This window comes from Gordonia araii NBRC 100433 (assembly GCF_000241265.1).
GTDB lineage: Bacteria > Actinomycetota > Actinomycetes > Mycobacteriales > Mycobacteriaceae > Gordonia > Gordonia araii.
Map to the genome: position 1 here is coordinate 1 of NZ_BAEE01000091.1, position 15,118 is coordinate 15,118.

Here is a 15,118-nt window from a genome sequence, read left to right on the forward strand (position 1 = left end):
CCGAGGTCGCGATCCATCTTCGCTGCGGTGAGCAGCGTCCAGATCTGCTGGCGGATGGCCGGAAGCTTCGCCGGATCGAGCGCGGCGATGTTCGCGTGCTCGTCGAGCAGTTGCTCCAGGCGGGCGATGTCGCCGTAGGACTCCGCGCGCGCCATCGGCGGAATCAGATGGTCGACGAGGACCGCGTGCGCGCGTCGCTTGGCCTGCGTGCCCTCACCGGGGTCGTTGACGAGGAACGGGTAGACCAGCGGCAGATCGCCCAGCGCAGCATCCGTACCGCACGACGCCGACATGCCCAGCGTCTTGCCCGGCAGCCACTCCAGGTTGCCGTGCTTGCCGAGATGCACGACCGCGTCCGCGCCGAAGCCCCAGCCGTCGGCGTCCGGATTGGCGGCGAGCCAGTGGTAGGCGGCGAGGTAGTGATGCGACGGCGGCAGGTCGGGATCGTGATAGATCGCCACCGGGTTCTCGCCGAAGCCGCGAGGCGGCTGGACCATCAGCACGACATTGCCGAAGGTCATCGCGGCAACGACGATGTCGCCGTCGGGGTTCTGACTCCGGTCGACGAACAGTTCGCCGGGGGCGGGACCCCACTTCTCCTCGACGGCTTCCCGCAGGTCGGCGGGCAGGGTCGCGAACCAGCGCCGATAGTCGTCAGCGGCGACGCGGATCGGGTTGGCCGCGAGCACCTCGTCGGTCAGCCACGCGGGATCCTGTCCACCCGCTTCGATGAGCGCGTGCATGAGCGCGTCCGAATCGTCGTCGGCCAGTCCGGGGATCTGTGCGGCATCGCCGAGGTCGTAACCGTGTCCGGCCAACGCGGTCAGCAGCCGCAACAACGATTTCGGGGTGTCCAGCCCGACGGCGTTGCCGATGCGTGCGTGCTTGGTCGGATACGCCGACAGAACGAGGGCGAGACGCTTCTGCGCGTTCGGCAGATGGCGCAGTCGTGCGTGGCGCACCGCGATCCCCGCCACGCGCGCGCAGCGTTCGTGATCGGGCTGGTACCAGGGCAGCCCGTCGTCGTCGAACTCCTTGAACGAGAACGGCACGGTGATGATCCGGCCGTCGAACTCAGGGACCGCGACCTGGCTTGCGACGTCCAGCGGCGACAGCCCGTCGTCGTTGGCCTCCCATTGCTCGCGCGACCCGGTGACGGCCAGGCCCTGCAGGATCGGGATGTCAAGGGCGGCAAGACGTTCGACGTCCCACGCCTCGTCCTCGCCGCCGGCTGATGCGTCGGCCGGCGTTGTCCCGCCGGCCGCGAGGACCGTCGCGATCAAGGCGTCGGCCGTACCCAATAGCTCGATGAGGTCGTCGGGCGCGGTGCGCAACGACGCGCAATACACCGGCAGCGCCTTGGCCCCGGCGTTCTCGAGCGCCTCGCACAGCGCGTCGACGTAGCGGGTATTCCCGGCCAGGTGCTGCGCGCGGTAGTAGAGAACGGCGACGGTGACGTCGTGGTCGGGGGCCGACGACTCGCGCGACTCGCGCGTCAGCACTCCCCACATGGGCGTGATCTCGGGTTCGCCGAAGCCCAACCCGGTCAGCAGCACCGTGTCGGACAGGAAGTTGTGGGCGTTCACGAAGTTCTCGACACCGCCGGCGGCAAAATAGTTGTGCGCCTGCGCGGCGACTCCGGCCGGCACCGTTGAGCAAGCCATCAGATCCGGGTCGGGCTGTTGTTCGCCGGACAGCACGATCAGGGGCTTGCCCGTCGCCTGGACCGCGTCGATCCCCTCCTCCCAAGCTCGGCGGCCTCCAAGGATGCGCACGACGATCAGGTCGGCGTCACGGGCGAGATCCGGGATCTCGTCGACGAGCAGACGCGCCGGGTTCGCCCCGGTAAACGGCGCTCCGCTGGCGGCGGCGGTGATGAGGTCGGTATCCGAGGTGGACAGCAGCAGGATCACCCGTTCCACCCTAGGCGGTCGTAGTCTGGAGTCGTGCCCCCAGCCCAGCCCCGCACCGGCGCAGATCGCTGCCCGGGCGTCATGCGCACGCACGAGGCGCTCGATGGAGCGCTCGCGCGCATTCGGCTGCCCGGAGGACGGATCCGGGCTGACCAATTGGCCGCGGCCGCACGCGTTGCCACCGAGCACGGCGACGGTCATCTCGAATTGACCAGCCGCGGCAATCTCCAGTTGCGGGGCTTGCACGATCCCGGCGCCGCCGCCGAGGCCTTGCTCGCGGCCGGCCTCGGCTCCGAAGGGGAGGCGGACACCGTCCGCAACATCGTGGCCTCTCCCCTGGCCGGACGAATAGGCGGGCACGGTGGGGTCGACGACACGATCGCCGAACTCGACGAGCGCCTGCGCGCCGGGGTTGTGGGCGGATTGTCGGGACGGTTCCTGTTCGGCGTGGACGACGGTCGCGGCGACGTCCTCGCCCAGCGACCGGATGTGGCAGCGCAATGGTGTGCTGACGGCGAGTCGGCCGCGCTCGTCGTCGCCGATGAGAGCCTTGGACAGACGTCGCGGGCCGGCGTCGTCGAGTCCCTGATCAGGGTCGCGACGAGGTTCGCTGAAGTCTCGTCGGGGGCGTGGCGGATCCGCGAACTCGATCCGGCAGCTCGACGGGCGTTGATCGGCGGATTGGCCGCGGACCTCGACGGCCGGGCCGCGGAGGCCCCCGTCGGCGTCGACACGGCGGCACCGCTGGTCGGCTGGCTGCCACAAGACGACGGTGCGGTGATGCTCGGCGCACTGGCCCCGGCCGGCCGGTTGCCCGCGCGCACCGCCGCGTTCCTCGCCGCTGTCGATGCCCCGATCATCGTCACCCCGCAGCGGGAGATCTTGCTGGCCGATCTGACCGAGGCCGTGGCCGACACGGTGTTGCGCGTCCTCGCGCCGATGGGGCTCGTGTTCGACGCGAACTCGCCCTGGACGCTGCTCAGCTGCTGTGCCGGCCGTCCGGGGTGCGCGCGAGCTCAGGCCGACGTCCGCGCCGACATCGCGGCCTATGTGTCGACGACGACACCGTCGTCACGCGAGCACTGGGTGGGTTGTTCGCGCGGCTGCGGGTCCCCCACCACCCAGCATGTCAGGGTCGAAGCCCAGTCCGACGGCACGTACCGACGCACCGTCTTGGGCAGCCAGGCTCCGCCCGCGCGCTAGTTATGCATGCGGCGGGTCTCGATACACCCGACTCGCTCCGCTCGCCGGGCACTCGACCACCCAAAGGCTCGCCCCCATCAACCCACGAGCCAGGTGGTCGAGCGCCCCGCTTTCGGTGGTCGAGCGCCAGCGAGCCGCTGGGCGAGCCGGCGTATCGAGACCACGCGAGACGCGCCTGCCAACCCTCGACCACCCACCGAGATGCGCCGGCTCCGACGGGCACTCGCTAGGCTCATGCGTCATGGCCGAGTACCTGCGCGACGGCGCCGCGATCTATGAGCGATCGTTCGCGATCATCCGCACCGAAGCCGATCTCAGCGCCTTCGACGACGACCTGGCGACGGTGGTCGTGCGCATGATCCACGCGTGCGGGCAGACCGACCTCCCCGCCGACGTCCGCGCCACACCCGGCGTCGTACAGGCGGCCCGCACCGCGTTGCAGAACGGCGCACCCATTCTGTGCGACGCGTCGATGGTCGCGTCGGGCGTCACGCGCAAACGCTTGCCCGCCGACAACGACGTGCTGTGCTTCCTGCCCGATCCCCGCGTCCCCGACCTTGCCACCGAACTTGCGACGACCCGAACGGCCGCCGCGGTGCAGCTCTGGCTGCCGCACCTGGCCGGCGCGGTGGTGGCGATCGGCAACGCTCCGACCGCGCTATTCGCCCTTCTTGACTTGATCGACGCCGGTGCCCCCCGACCCGCTGCCGTGGTCGGTGCGCCGGTAGGTTTCGTCGGCGCCGCCGAGTCGTGTGCTGAACTCGCGCAGCGCACCGACCTCGAGTTCCTGACGGTCCTGGGCCGCCGCGGCGGGTCGGCGATCACGGCCGCGGCACTCAACGCGCTGGCCACCGAGAGCGAACGATGACCGGCACGCTGTACGGCGTGGGGCTGGGTCCGGGCGATTCGGAGCTGGTAACGGTGAAGGCCGCCCGGCTGATCGGCTCAGCCGACGTCATCGCCTACCACTGCGCCAGGCACGGCCGGAGCATCGCCCGCGGTGTCGCCGCGCCCTATCTGCGCGACGGCCAGATCGAAGAACGCCTGATGTATCCGGTCACGACGGAGACCGTCGACCATCCGGGCGGCTACGACGGCGCCATGGCCGACTTCTACGCCGAAAGCGCCGACCTGCTGGCGGGCCACCTCGCCGCCAGCCGCGACGTCGTCCTCCTGGCCGAAGGCGACCCGCTGTTCTTCAGCTCCTACATGCACATGCACAAGCGGCTGGCCCCCCGCTTCCCCACCGAGATCGTCCCCGGCGTCACCTCGGTATCCGGGGCGAGTGCGGCCCTCGGCATCCCGTTGGTGGAGGGCGAGGAGAACCTCGTCGTCCTGCCCGGCACCGCGCCCGATGACGAGTTGGTCGCCCAGTTCACCAGTGGTTCGGCGATCGCCGTACTGAAGCTCGGACGGACCTTCGAGCGGGTGCGCGCGGCTCTCGCGACAGCGGGCCGGATCGACGAGGCCTGGTACGTCGAGCGCGCGACTACCGCCGATCAGCGGATCGCGCGGGTCGTCGACGTCGATCCGTCGACGGTTCCCTACTTCTCGATGATCGTGGTCCCCGGGGCGATCAACAATCCGCTGACGAAGCCGGCGGATGCGGAAGCACCCGGTCGCGTCACCGTCGTCGGACTGGGACCGGGACCGACGGCGCAGCAAACCCCGCAGGTCAGAGCCGCTATCGCCGAAGCCACCGACCTCGTCGGCTACACCACCTATCTCGATCGGCTCACGCCCCGTCCCGGTCAACAGGTGCATCCCAGCGACAACCGCGTGGAGTCCCAGCGCGCCGAGTTCGCACTCGACCTGGCTCGCCGGGGGCGCCGGGTGGCGGTCGTGTCCTCCGGCGATCCCGGGATCTTCGCGATGGCGACCGCGGTCGCCGAGGTCGCCGCCGAAGCCGCGTACGCCGACGTCGAGGTACAGGTGCTTCCCGGAGTGACCGCGGCCTCGGCGGTCGCGGCGGCGTTCGGCGCGCCGCTCGGCCACGACCTGGCGCTGATCTCGCTCTCGGACCGGCTCAAGCCGTGGGAGGTCATCGCACGGCGCATCGCGGCGGCGGTCGACGCCGACCTCGTCGTCGCGATCTACAACCCGGGCTCGGCCAGCCGCAACCATCAGGTGGCCGATCTCAAGGCGTTGCTGCTCGACCGCATCTCCCCCGACCGCGTCGTACTCCTCGGACGCGATGTCGGCGGTGCCGACGAGGCTCTGACCGTCACGCGACTCGCCGATCTCGACCCGAGCGTCGTCGACATGCGCACCCTTCTGATCGTCGGATCGTCGACGACCACCGTCGCGCGGCGGCCGGGCGGCCGCCTGGTGTTCACCCCGCGTCGCTACGACCAGCCGACTTGAGCCAGGCCACCGCCTCGTCGACTGTCGCGACGATCCGGCTCGCCGTCTCGGCGGGCCGCGCCACCATCACGACGGGCACGCTCAGTTCGCGCGCCGCGTCGAGTTTCGCGCGGGTCAGCTCGCCTCCGCTGTTCTTGGTGACCAGCACGTCGATCTCGTTGTCCCGCAGCAGTTCCCGCTCGTCGTCGAGCCCGTAGGGTCCGCGTGAGCGCAGCACTTCGTGCCGTGGCGGAAGCGGACCGGTCGGCGGGTCGACAACGCGGATCAGGAACCACGGCGACCGCAGTCGCGCGAACGCCCCGGCGTCCTGGCGCCCGGTGGTGAGCAGCACGCGAGCGGCACCGGCCGCGCCGACCGCCTTGGCCGCCTCGTCGATGTCGGCGACGGTGGTCCACCGGTCGTCGCGTCGGGGCACCCAGGCCGGCCGCAGCAACCGCAGCAGCGGCACCCCGGCCGCGTCGGTGGCGGCGACTGCGTTGGCCGAGATCTGCCGGGCGAAAGGGTGCGTCGCATCCACAACGGCTGCCGGGCGGTGCTCGCGCAGCCACGCGACGAGACCGTCGATCCCGCCGAAGCCGCCGATGCGTACCTCACCGTCGGGCAGTCGCGGATTCTGCACGCGGCCCGCCAGCGAGCTGACGACGTCCGCGTCGTCAGCTACCAGGCGTGCGGCCAGTGCGCGTGCCTCGCCGGTCCCGCCCAGGATCAGAATCGGCCCGGTCACGACGGGTTGTCCGGACCCAGATGTGTATCGCCGCGACGGAGCTTTCTGACGCGGGCGTGTGAATAGAGGTAGCTGTCGGTCGCGGCCGAATCGGTACCGAGCACGCGTCCGACGAAGATGACCGCGGTGCGCACGATTCCCATCTCGGTCAGGCGCTCCGGCAGTTCGCGCAACGAGCAGCGGACTATCTGCTCGTCGTCGCGGCTCGCGAAGGCGACGGTCGCGGTCGGGCAGTCGCTGCCGTAGTGCGGTGTCAACGCTTCGACGACAGCCTCCGCGCGGTGGGCGGCGAGATGAATCGCCAGCGTCACGCCGGTGGTGGCCAATTCCGTCAGGGTCTCACCGTCCGGCATATCCGTGGAGAGGGTCGAGACGCGGGTGATCAGCAGACTTTGCGCGACTCCCGGCACGGTCAATTCGGTGTCGAGGGCTGCTGCCGCGGCGGCGAAGGCCGGTACTCCGGGAACGATTCGGGTATCGATGCCGCGCTCGTGCAGCAAGCGCTGCTGCTCGGCGACGGCCGAGTACAGCGACGGGTCACCCGAATGCAGGCGCGCGACGTCGTGTCCGGCGGTGTCGGCCGCGGCGATCCGGTCGATGATCTCGTCGAGCGGCATCCGCGCGGTGTTGATCAGTTCCGCGCCGGGCGGACAACGTTCCAGCATGGCGGCCGGCACCAGCGAGCCGGCGTACAGGCAGACCGGGCAACGGCCTAGCAGCTCCGCGCCGCGGACCGTGATGAGATCGGGCGCGCCCGGCCCGGCACCGATGAAGTAGACCGTCATGGCACCTCTTCCTTGCCGACCGTCCACTGGACGATCGGCAGCGCCGGGCGCCACGCCGTGACACTTCCGAGCGGACCCGCCGTCTCGACGGTGAACCGCCGAAGGGTTCCGCCGTGCCGCCCGGCAAGCTCGACGAGGAGCTGCTGGGTCGGAATGCCGACCGCGTTGACGACGACCGTCGTTCCGACCCGGGCCGAGGACCACACCAGGGCGAACAGATCGGCGGTGAGTCCGCCCCCGACGAAGACGCTGTCCGGCGCCAGACCAGCATGGGCGGCGATGGTCGCGGCGGCATCCCCGTCGACGACGGTCAGCCGTGAAGCGACGCCGTGCCGTCGCGCGTTCTCCTCGATTCGCCTGGCGCGTACCGCATCCCGTTCGAAGGCGGTCACTTCTCCCGTCGGGTTCAGACGCAGCCATTCGATACCGACGCTGCCCGAACCGGCTCCGACGTCCCACAGCACCTGCCCGTCCGCCGGACGCAGGGCGCTGATCGTCAGCGCGCGCACGGTCTGCTTCGTGAGCTGACCGTCGTGGGCGAAATCATCGTCGGCCAGACCCGGGGCGAGTACCCGGGCAGGACCGGCGCATTCGACGGCGACGAGGTTCAGCGCATCACCCGCCGCGGCTTCCCAATCCCCCGCCCGACCGACGATCATCCGCTCCGCGGGACCGCCGAGTTGTTCGAGGACGGTCATCGTCGAGGCTCCCCACCCGCCGCTCCGCAACGTCTCGGCCACCTTTGCCGGCGAGGAAGCATCCCGCGACAAGACGAACAGTCGCCGCCCGTCACCCGCGACGGCGAGCACGTCGTCGACGTCGCCGGTGACCAGCGAGACGATGCGCACGCCCGAGAGGTCCCAGCCGAGCCGCGCGGCCGCCAGGCTGGTGCTCGACGGATGGGACACGATCCGCACGTGCTCAGCACCGATCGCTGCGACGACCGTCGAGCCCAGGCCGTGGAACATGGGGTCGCCGGAGGCGAGCAGGTGTACGGGTGTGTCGCCCGGGTCGGCGATCAGCTCGTGCAGATGCGCGCTCATCGGACTGCGCCATGCGGTCTGCCGCGCCTCGATGTCCTCGCCCAAGAGCGCCAATTGCCTTGCCGAGCCGAAGATTCGGGAAGCACCGCGGAGTTCGCGTCGTGCGACGGTCGAGAGCCCGTCCCACCCGTCGGCGCCGATTCCGACGACGACGAATCGTGGGGTGTCCGGAGCCTGGGAGGTCCGATTGTCCTGCCCGGTCATCGCGGCATCCGGCGCCAGATGGCGCGCGGTAACAGCCGGAAGACCAGCGTGACCGGCGCGAGCGCCCACGGGACCCAGACGACCGTCTTGCCACGACGGTCGGCGCGCACCACCGCGTCCGCCACCTGGTCGGCTGTCTTCGACATGGGTGCCGGTTTCACGCCGCTGGCCATGAGATCTTTCGTCATCGCGCCGATTACGAAACCCGAACGCACCAGCAGCAGGCGGACTCCGCTGCCGTGCAGCGCGTCGGTCAGGCCGGAGGCGAATCCGTCGAGTCCCGCCTTCGTCGAGCCGTACACGTAGTTGGCGCGCCGTACGCGCTGCCCGGCGATCGACGAGAAGGCGATGATCGTGCCGCTGCCCTGCGCACGCAACGCATTCGCCAGCAGCGTGATCACCGAGATCTGGGCGAGATAGTCGGTGTGCGCGATCTGCAGGGCGTGCTTGACGTCGGTTTCGGCGCGCGCGGCGTCGCCGAGAATGCCGAAGGCGACGATCGCCGTATCTACCGGGCCCCGCGCGACCAACTCGGCGACGAGGGCCGGGTGCGAATCGGTGTCGTCGGCGTCGAACTCGACACAGGACACGTTCGCGGCACCCGCCTCCCGCAGCGCCTCGACCTGGTCGTCGAGATCGGCCGACCGCCGCGCCGCGAGCACCACGTCTTTCCCGGCGGCCATGCGCACGGCCACCGCCAGCCCGATCTCGCTGCGTCCGCCGAACAAGAGGATGGATCCAGTCACGGCAGCCAGTATCCCATTCACGCGCGTCGGAGCCCGGGACTACCGTGGGCGGAGTGAGCGGACCCGATGATCTGACCGACGACGCATTGACCTTCCTGACCGAGCGCCACCTGGCGACCCTGGCGACCACACGGACCGACGGTTCGCCGCATGTGGTCGCGGTCGGATTCACCTACGACCCCGACGAGCAGCTGGTGCGCATCATCACCCGCGACGGCAGCCAGAAGGTCCGCAACGCCGATCGTGGCGGTCGTGCGGCCGTCACACACGTCGACGGGCCGCGCTGGCTGACCCTGGAAGGTCCGGTGCGCGTGTCGCGCGTGCCCGAGCGCATCCGCGAGGCTGAGCGGCGTTACGGACTGCGGTATCGCGTACCGCAGCCGAATCCGCGACGAGTCGTCATCGAGATCCCGGTCGACCGGGTGATGGGTTCGGCCGTTTTGCTCGGCCGTCCAGTCCCGGTCCGGGACTAGGGTGGCGCCATGGCTTCTCGCTTCCCGTCCCCCGTCTACGAGCGCCGGATCGCTCGCGCGGCCGAGCTGGCCGCCGCGGCCGGCGTCGCGGGGCTCGTCATCACCCCAGGCCCCGACCTGGCGTACCTCATCGGTTCCGACGCCCAGACCTTCGAGCGGCTCAGCGCACTAGTCATTCCAGCTACGGGAGCTCCTCGGCTCGTGACGCCGCGTCTGGAGGTCGCGACCTTCGCCGCGTCGGCGGCCGGTGATCTGGGCGTCGGGTTCGCCCCGTGGGTCGACGGTGAGGATCCGTACGTGCTGGCGCTCGCGGGACTGCCGTCGAATCCGGTTGTAGCGGTGTCGGATTCGATGTCGGCCGGGCATCTCGTGCCGTTGATGTCGGCGACGGGTACCGCCCCGATGCTGGCAACGGACATCTTGCGAGACCTGCGCATGATCAAGGACGACGACGAGATCGCGGCGCTGCGCCGGGCGGGCGCGGCGATCGATCGCGTCCACGCCCGGATGGGTGAATGGCTGCGGCCCGGACGCACGGAGGCGGCCGTCGCCGCCGACATCGCCGACGCGCTGATCGCCGAGGGACATACCGTTGCGGCCTTCGTCATCGTCGGCTCGGGTCCCAACGGCGCCGACCCGCATCATGAGCATTCCGACCGCGAGATCACCGCCGACGATATCGTCGTCATCGACATCGGGGGCCCGGTCGATCCCGGCTACAACTCGGATTGCACCCGCACCTACTGCTTCGCCGCGCCTCCTGCCGACGTCGCGCGTGCCTACGCCGAACTTGAGGCGGCGCAGGCGAAAGCCGTTGCCGCCGTGCGTCCCGGGGTGTCTGCGGAATCCGTCGACGCCGCCGCTCGCGACAGTCTGGCCGCCGCCGGGCTCGCCGATCGGTTCATCCACCGCACCGGCCACGGCATCGGGCTGTCGGTACACGAGGAGCCTTTCATCGTCGCCGGCAACGACCTGCTCCTGCGACCCGGCATGGCGTTCAGCGTCGAACCCGGCGTCTATTTCGACGGCCAGTGGGGTGCACGCATCGAGGACATCGTGATCGTGACCGACGACGGCTGCGAACAGCTCAACAAGCGCAGCCGCGCTCTGACGGTACTGCCCGCGCAGTGAAGGAGAGTACGCAGATGAATCCACCGGTGTCGCGTTTGGCGGTCGCGCTCGTACCGCTTGTCGCGTTGTGCGTCTCCTCGTGCGGCCGCATCGTTTTCGGCGACGCCGAGCCCGACTCGCGGGTCACGGTGACGACGACCGTCACTCCATCCTCGCCGCCGACGGAGACCACGACAACCGAACCCGAAACGACGACACCACCGCCGGTCACCGCCGTCCCACCGGACGGGCCCGGTGCCTACAGTGCCGTCGATGCGTCGCGATTCGCGATGTCCTCGCCGACCTCGGTCGCGACCTATGCATTCAGCGTGCCCAGCGGCAATATCGCCTGCTTCGCCGGGTCGGAGTTCATCTGCGAGATCCACGACGGCCCGAACGAATCTCCGACCGAATCGCGGTGCGGGATTTACGGTGACGACGCCGAGCAGCGCGTTCGGATCGTCGGCTGGTTCAGTTACGACAAGCCTCCGTGCTCGACGATCCTGCAGGGCACCTGGCGAGATCCCGGTGCGGTTCTCAATTACGGGGAGTCCGTGCAGATCTCGGTGCCGGGCGCCGATTTCACCTGCTACTCGTCGTCGGAGGCGCTGTACTGCACCGGCCCGCAGAGCTACGGATTCAAACTCTCGCGCACCGAGTTCGCGCGATACCGTTTGGCCTAGGGATCGGTCTGAGAGGAGTGACGCCGTGAACGGGCCAGCGCGTTCCAAGATGCTCAGCAACAGCAAAGCGGATCGATGCGTCGCGGTCATGGCGGCGCTCATGGCGCCGGGTGAGCAGCTGCTGGCCCTCGCCGACGTCACCTCCGTCACGCCGCAGTCGATCGGGCTGGCCGTGACCGATCGGCGGCTCGTCGCCGTGCCGAAGACGCCCAAGCATCCGATCGAGCTTCAGGCGCACCGTGGCCAGCTGCGAGGTGTTCGCCTCGACAAGCGACTCGTCTTCACCTATCTGATCGGTATCACCGACACGGACGAGATCGAGTTCGGCATCGCGCTTCAGGAAGATCGCAATTTCCTCCAGCCGTTCCTGGACCAATTCCTCGCCGCCTCTTCCGCAGGTCAAGCGCCTCGCGAACCCATTGATGGTCGAGTGAATCCCGAGCTCGCGAGGGATTCGTATCGAGACCCACGCGAGCCGACGGCCCAAGCCTCCAGCGGCATCAGCCTGGTGAAGAACTCGCCGCAGCAGGCATCAGCAACCGACGACAAGTCGACGATCGCCGACGAGCTGGTGAAGTTGGCTGACCTGCACCAGCGCGGCCTGCTCACCGACGAGGAGTTTCAGACGGCCAAGGCCGCGGTCATCAACGGCCGATGACCGTCAGCGGCTCCGCAACGCCGCCTCCAAGCGGTCCAGCACGCCTCGCCAATGCTCGAGCAGCTCGGCACGTTCGTCCGCACTCGCCAACCGTTCCTGGTGGATGGCGACCGTCGTTCCCGACGCCGCTTGTCGAAGAGTGATCTGGAGCGTCGAGTCATGACCCCACCCCGACGGCTGCCATGTCAGCCGCAATCGCAGCTCTTCGTGCCGGCTGCGCAGCTCCCCGACCGTGCCGTCGACCGTCTCATACGCGTCTCCGACATCGCCGAGTTGCGTTTCGCCGAGCCATATCGGTAGTCCCGGCCCGACCAGGAAGCCCCAGACCTCCGTCGCGTCAAAGGGCATGGTCCGACGCACACCCATCTGCCAACCGACATCCTTCGTCAATCCCACTTGCACACTTTTCGTCATGTAACCAGTTATACTAGTTACATGATGACCGGTCAATGGTTTACCTCGCCCGACGGCGTTCGCTGGTTCTTCGACTCCGGATCACTCGCTCTGGATTTCGGATACACCGGCGACTATGGATACGACGTGTCCGAGTGGGAGTCGTTGCCCGATCCGCCTGCGCTCGACGCCTGGCTGACCGAGCGTTTCGGCCGCTTGGCATCGGTTCCGACGGCGGCGGACTTCGACAGAGCGCTCGCGCTACGCTCGGCCGTCTGGGCCATCGCCGGTTCCCTCGCCGACGGACAGCCGGCAGCACCAACGGCCGTCGACGTCGTCAACGAGATCGCCGCGCTGCCGGGTCCGATCCCGCACCTGGCCGGCGGGACTACACCCCCGCCCCAGCTCGCTGTTCCGACCGCACTCTCGGCCATCGCTCGCGACGCCATCGCCGTGTTCGGCGGCGATCCGGCCAGAATTCGGCGCTGTGGTGCCGACGACTGTGCGCTGATCTTCTACGACGGCTCGCGCCCGGGTTCCCGGCGCTGGTGTTCGATGCGTCGTTGCGGCAACCGCGCAAAAGTCCGCAACCACCGAAGCCGCGACTAACCAGGCGCCCGCCCTTCCGCCGAGTGGGCACCTCACCCACGCCGACTGGGCACCCGACCTGCGCCCAGTGGGCACCTGACCTGCGCCCAGTGGGCACCTCACCTGCGCCCAGTGGGCACCTGACCTGCGCCCAGTGGGCACCTCACCTGCGCCCAGTGGGCAGTCGACCTGTACCGAGTGGACGCCGAGCAGGTCGGCGTCCGACGAGTTCGTCGGTGTCTCCAGTCACGGTCGACCACCTTCTCCACTGCCGAGTGGTTCGATTCCCGACGAGCCATTCCCACTTTCGGCGCTGGTCTTCGACGCCAAACGGCCCCATCAGCTGCCCAGTCGGCGTAGGTGAGCTGCCCACTCGGCGAGGTTGGGGTGCCCACTCGGCGGGGGTGAGGTGCCCACTCGGCGCAGGTGAGGTGCCCACTCGGCGTCGGGGCGATCTAGCCGAGCGCTGCCTGGAACTCCTCCGAGGCGTAGAACGCGGCGAAACGACGTCGCACCAGCGGCTCCACGTGGCCTCGCTCGTGCAACCGCTCGAGTACCGGCGGGCCGAAGCGGAGGGCCTCTTCGACGAGATCCTCGCGGAACACCCCCAGTTCGCCGAGCAGCTCGCTCAACGGAGTATCGCCGTACTTCTCGAAGACATAGTCGATCGCCTGGTCGAGCAGTGTCTGCAGAAACTCGGTGTCGCGGAACTCGCGCCAGAACTCGAAGACCAGCACGACGATGTCGTCGATGTCCTCCTCGGTCACAACCTCGCGGTACACGCCGACCGAGTCTTCGCGATGATTGCGCCAGACGTCGCGCACCGAGTCGACGAGCAGTTCTTGGGCTTCGTCCTCGTTGCTGCGCAGCACGAAGGCCGCTCCGGACCGCGTCACCTTCTCGACCGCGCTGTCGATCGCCGGGCGCGCCGGACGCACGGCGGTCCGCAGTCCTCGCGCCGCCCGGTCGCGCAGCCACGCCACGGGATCCGACGCCGGAACCTCGTCGACGGACTCCGGATCATCGAGCACGGAGTCGACGGCTCTGGTCACCACCTCGACCGCGGTATCAATCGTCGACGGACCCTCGAAGACGCGCCGGAGCACCCGTTTGGTCACTCCCAATTCGCCTATGGCCGTTGCCAACTCGTCGAAATGCCGATCGTCGATCACGTCGGAGAGCCGGTACTCGTCGTTGACCGCGTTCCGGTACAACAGCCGCGCGATCTCCCCGACCAGCTCCGGAATCGCCCCTTCGACGGGGATCTGGGCCGCGTACTTGCGCGCGACCGCCTTGACCGGATCCGACGAAATCGCCTGTGCCAGCGTCAATTCATCGGCCAGGCCGAGGAAGTTGTCGACCTCGTCGACAACCGTCTTCTCGAACTCCACGGGATCGAGCAGCTTGCGGACTTCGAACGCGACATGCGCGTCGAGCAGTCGGGCGGCCAGCTCTGCGGACTCGTTCGACTTCGGCATGGCACCAGGGTACGGGCTAGGAAACCTGCTTCACGACGCACGACTGCTCGGCGATGTCGCAGGCCTCGCGAGCACCTTCCTGGGAGTATTCGCGCTGGGCGACGATGTACTGCCCGGGCTGCCCGAATTCCTCGCCGCGGTACACCTCCGCCGACGTCTGTTCGGCCAGCGCGACCGCGCTGTCGTAGCTGGTGAAGGATCCGAACTGTGCGTACCACCCCGTCGACGCCGTCGCGGCGTTCCCGCCGTCGTCGTCCGATCCGTACGGGCTCGACGGGTCGGTCGACCGCGACGGTGTGCTCGTGACCGTCGTCGTCGTGGTGGTCGTGACCGACTCCGTGACGGTCACCGTCGACGTCGGCGGCCCGTCGGCATAGTTCTCCGACTTGCGTTCCTTGCTGTCGTTGACAGCCCACAGCGTGCCGCCGATGATCACGGTGGCCAGGAAAACGGTCACACCGACGAGCGATGCGAGAACCCACGGGTGACGTGGCGGGCGGCCATCGCCGCCCTCTCCCGCCTCGGGCTCGCCGTACTCCTCGGGCTCGCCGTAGGCGGCCGCTTCGTACGCACCCGTGTCGTACCCGCCGCCGTAGGGCGGGGCCCCGTACGCCTGCCCACCGGTGAACTGGCCGGGGTTGTAGTCGGAGTAGGCCCGCGTCCGCGGTTCCGGATCGGGCCGGTCGCCCGGCGATCGATGTCGCCCGCCGCCCTGCTGCGGGAACTGCCCGCTGTTGTAGGTCATGGTCTCCC

16 protein-coding genes are annotated in these 15,118 nt (G+C 69.1%); 8 read left to right on the forward strand and 8 right to left on the reverse strand.

Features of this window, described 5'->3' with window-relative positions:
• The coding region (locus tag GOARA_RS18480; protein ID WP_040523953.1) for a cobaltochelatase subunit CobN at positions 1–1,913 on the reverse strand (1,913 nt) is incomplete at its 3' end.
• Positions 1,914–1,994: 81 nt separating this feature from the next.
• Between GOARA_RS18480 and GOARA_RS18485 the strand changes: the two genes are divergently transcribed.
• From GOARA_RS18485 to GOARA_RS18495, 3 genes are all read left to right on the forward strand, one after another.
• Positions 1,995–3,116, forward strand: a complete 1,122-nt coding sequence (locus GOARA_RS18485) for a ferredoxin-like domain-containing protein (protein ID WP_007323958.1) — start codon at positions 1,995–1,997, stop codon at positions 3,114–3,116.
• A gap of 241 nt (positions 3,117–3,357) precedes the next feature.
• Positions 3,358–3,984 (forward strand): precorrin-8X methylmutase, encoded by a 627-nt coding sequence (locus tag GOARA_RS18490; protein ID WP_007323959.1) that lies wholly within the window; start codon positions 3,358–3,360, stop codon positions 3,982–3,984.
• The gene (locus GOARA_RS18495; RefSeq protein WP_007323960.1) at positions 3,981–5,480 is read left to right on the forward strand and encodes a precorrin-2 C(20)-methyltransferase; all 1,500 of its coding nucleotides are present in this window, start codon (positions 3,981–3,983) and stop codon (positions 5,478–5,480) included. The genes GOARA_RS18490 and GOARA_RS18495 overlap by 4 nt, the downstream gene beginning before the upstream one ends.
• Here the strand turns inward: GOARA_RS18495 and GOARA_RS18500 are convergent.
• The 4 genes from GOARA_RS18500 to dprE2 are packed head-to-tail and all read right to left on the reverse strand — an operon-like array spanning position 5,449 to position 8,982.
• Positions 5,449–6,204, reverse strand: coding sequence for a cobalt-precorrin-6A reductase (locus GOARA_RS18500; protein ID WP_007323961.1), 756 nt, complete (start codon positions 6,202–6,204; stop codon positions 5,449–5,451). The two genes, GOARA_RS18495 and GOARA_RS18500, sit on opposite strands and share 32 nt — an antisense overlap.
• Entirely contained in the window at positions 6,201–6,989 is a 789-nt protein-coding gene (gene cobM / locus GOARA_RS18505; RefSeq protein WP_007323962.1) for a precorrin-4 C(11)-methyltransferase, read from the reverse strand. Before cobM ends, GOARA_RS18500 begins: the two co-directional genes overlap by 4 nt.
• Positions 6,986–8,236, reverse strand: coding sequence for a bifunctional cobalt-precorrin-7 (C(5))-methyltransferase/cobalt-precorrin-6B (C(15))-methyltransferase (locus GOARA_RS18510; protein WP_007323963.1), 1,251 nt, complete (start codon positions 8,234–8,236; stop codon positions 6,986–6,988). Before GOARA_RS18510 ends, cobM begins: the two co-directional genes overlap by 4 nt.
• Positions 8,233–8,982, reverse strand: coding sequence for a decaprenylphospho-beta-D-erythro-pentofuranosid-2-ulose 2-reductase (gene dprE2 / locus GOARA_RS18515; protein ID WP_007323964.1), 750 nt, complete (start codon positions 8,980–8,982; stop codon positions 8,233–8,235). Before dprE2 ends, GOARA_RS18510 begins: the two co-directional genes overlap by 4 nt.
• Before the next feature lie 44 nt (positions 8,983–9,026).
• On the opposite strand from dprE2, the gene GOARA_RS18520 reads away from it, so the two are divergent.
• Genes GOARA_RS18520 through GOARA_RS20695 form a run of 4 tightly spaced genes read left to right on the forward strand, consistent with a single transcriptional unit; the run spans position 9,027 to position 11,906 of the window.
• Complete coding sequence (locus GOARA_RS18520; protein WP_007323965.1) at positions 9,027–9,455, forward strand: pyridoxamine 5'-phosphate oxidase family protein; 429 nt, start codon at positions 9,027–9,029, stop codon at positions 9,453–9,455.
• Between the two features lie 9 nt (positions 9,456–9,464).
• Complete coding sequence (locus GOARA_RS18525; protein WP_007323966.1) at positions 9,465–10,586, forward strand: M24 family metallopeptidase; 1,122 nt, start codon at positions 9,465–9,467, stop codon at positions 10,584–10,586.
• 14 nt (positions 10,587–10,600) lie between these two features.
• Positions 10,601–11,248, forward strand: coding sequence for a hypothetical protein (locus GOARA_RS20690; protein ID WP_007323967.1), 648 nt, complete (start codon positions 10,601–10,603; stop codon positions 11,246–11,248).
• A 25-nt stretch (positions 11,249–11,273) separates the two neighbouring features.
• Positions 11,274–11,906 (forward strand): SHOCT domain-containing protein, encoded by a 633-nt coding sequence (locus GOARA_RS20695; protein ID WP_007323968.1) that lies wholly within the window; start codon positions 11,274–11,276, stop codon positions 11,904–11,906.
• 3 nt (positions 11,907–11,909) lie between these two features.
• On the opposite strand, the gene GOARA_RS18540 is transcribed toward GOARA_RS20695, so the two are convergent.
• A complete protein-coding gene (locus GOARA_RS18540) occupies positions 11,910–12,320 on the reverse strand; it encodes an SRPBCC domain-containing protein (protein WP_212763032.1) in 411 nt (136 codons plus the stop codon).
• Positions 12,321–12,341: 21 nt separating this feature from the next.
• Between GOARA_RS18540 and GOARA_RS18545 the strand changes: the two genes are divergently transcribed.
• Positions 12,342–12,908, forward strand: a complete 567-nt coding sequence (locus GOARA_RS18545) for a CGNR zinc finger domain-containing protein (protein WP_138947779.1) — start codon at positions 12,342–12,344, stop codon at positions 12,906–12,908.
• 434 nt (positions 12,909–13,342) lie between these two features.
• On the opposite strand, the gene GOARA_RS18550 is transcribed toward GOARA_RS18545, so the two are convergent.
• Positions 13,343–14,365, reverse strand: a complete 1,023-nt coding sequence (locus GOARA_RS18550) for a hypothetical protein (protein WP_007323971.1) — start codon at positions 14,363–14,365, stop codon at positions 13,343–13,345.
• Between the two features lie 16 nt (positions 14,366–14,381).
• Entirely contained in the window at positions 14,382–15,110 is a 729-nt protein-coding gene (locus tag GOARA_RS18555; RefSeq protein WP_007323972.1) for a hypothetical protein, read from the reverse strand.
• Between the last annotated feature and the right edge of the window lie 8 nt (positions 15,111–15,118).

Excerpts from the sequence above, each read along its gene's own strand:
- GOARA_RS18545 (WP_138947779.1), top strand. The coding sequence starts at position 12,342 with ATGATGACCGGTCAATGGTTTACCTCGCCCGACGGCGTTCGCTGGTTC.
- GOARA_RS18525 (WP_007323966.1), top strand. The coding sequence starts at position 9,465 with ATGGCTTCTCGCTTCCCGTCCCCCGTCTACGAGCGCCGGATCGCTCGC.
- cobM (WP_007323962.1), bottom strand. The coding sequence starts at position 6,989 with ATGACGGTCTACTTCATCGGTGCCGGGCCGGGCGCGCCCGATCTCATC.
- GOARA_RS20690 (WP_007323967.1), top strand. The coding sequence starts at position 10,601 with ATGAATCCACCGGTGTCGCGTTTGGCGGTCGCGCTCGTACCGCTTGTC.
- GOARA_RS18495 (WP_007323960.1), top strand. The coding sequence starts at position 3,981 with ATGACCGGCACGCTGTACGGCGTGGGGCTGGGTCCGGGCGATTCGGAG.
- GOARA_RS18510 (WP_007323963.1), bottom strand. The coding sequence starts at position 8,236 with ATGACCGGGCAGGACAATCGGACCTCCCAGGCTCCGGACACCCCACGA.
- GOARA_RS18550 (WP_007323971.1), bottom strand. The coding sequence starts at position 14,365 with ATGCCGAAGTCGAACGAGTCCGCAGAGCTGGCCGCCCGACTGCTCGAC.
- GOARA_RS18485 (WP_007323958.1), top strand. The coding sequence starts at position 1,995 with ATGCGCACGCACGAGGCGCTCGATGGAGCGCTCGCGCGCATTCGGCTG.
- GOARA_RS18540 (WP_212763032.1), bottom strand. The coding sequence starts at position 12,320 with ATGACGAAAAGTGTGCAAGTGGGATTGACGAAGGATGTCGGTTGGCAG.
- GOARA_RS18555 (WP_007323972.1), bottom strand. The coding sequence starts at position 15,110 with ATGACCTACAACAGCGGGCAGTTCCCGCAGCAGGGCGGCGGGCGACAT.
- GOARA_RS18490 (WP_007323959.1), top strand. The coding sequence starts at position 3,358 with ATGGCCGAGTACCTGCGCGACGGCGCCGCGATCTATGAGCGATCGTTC.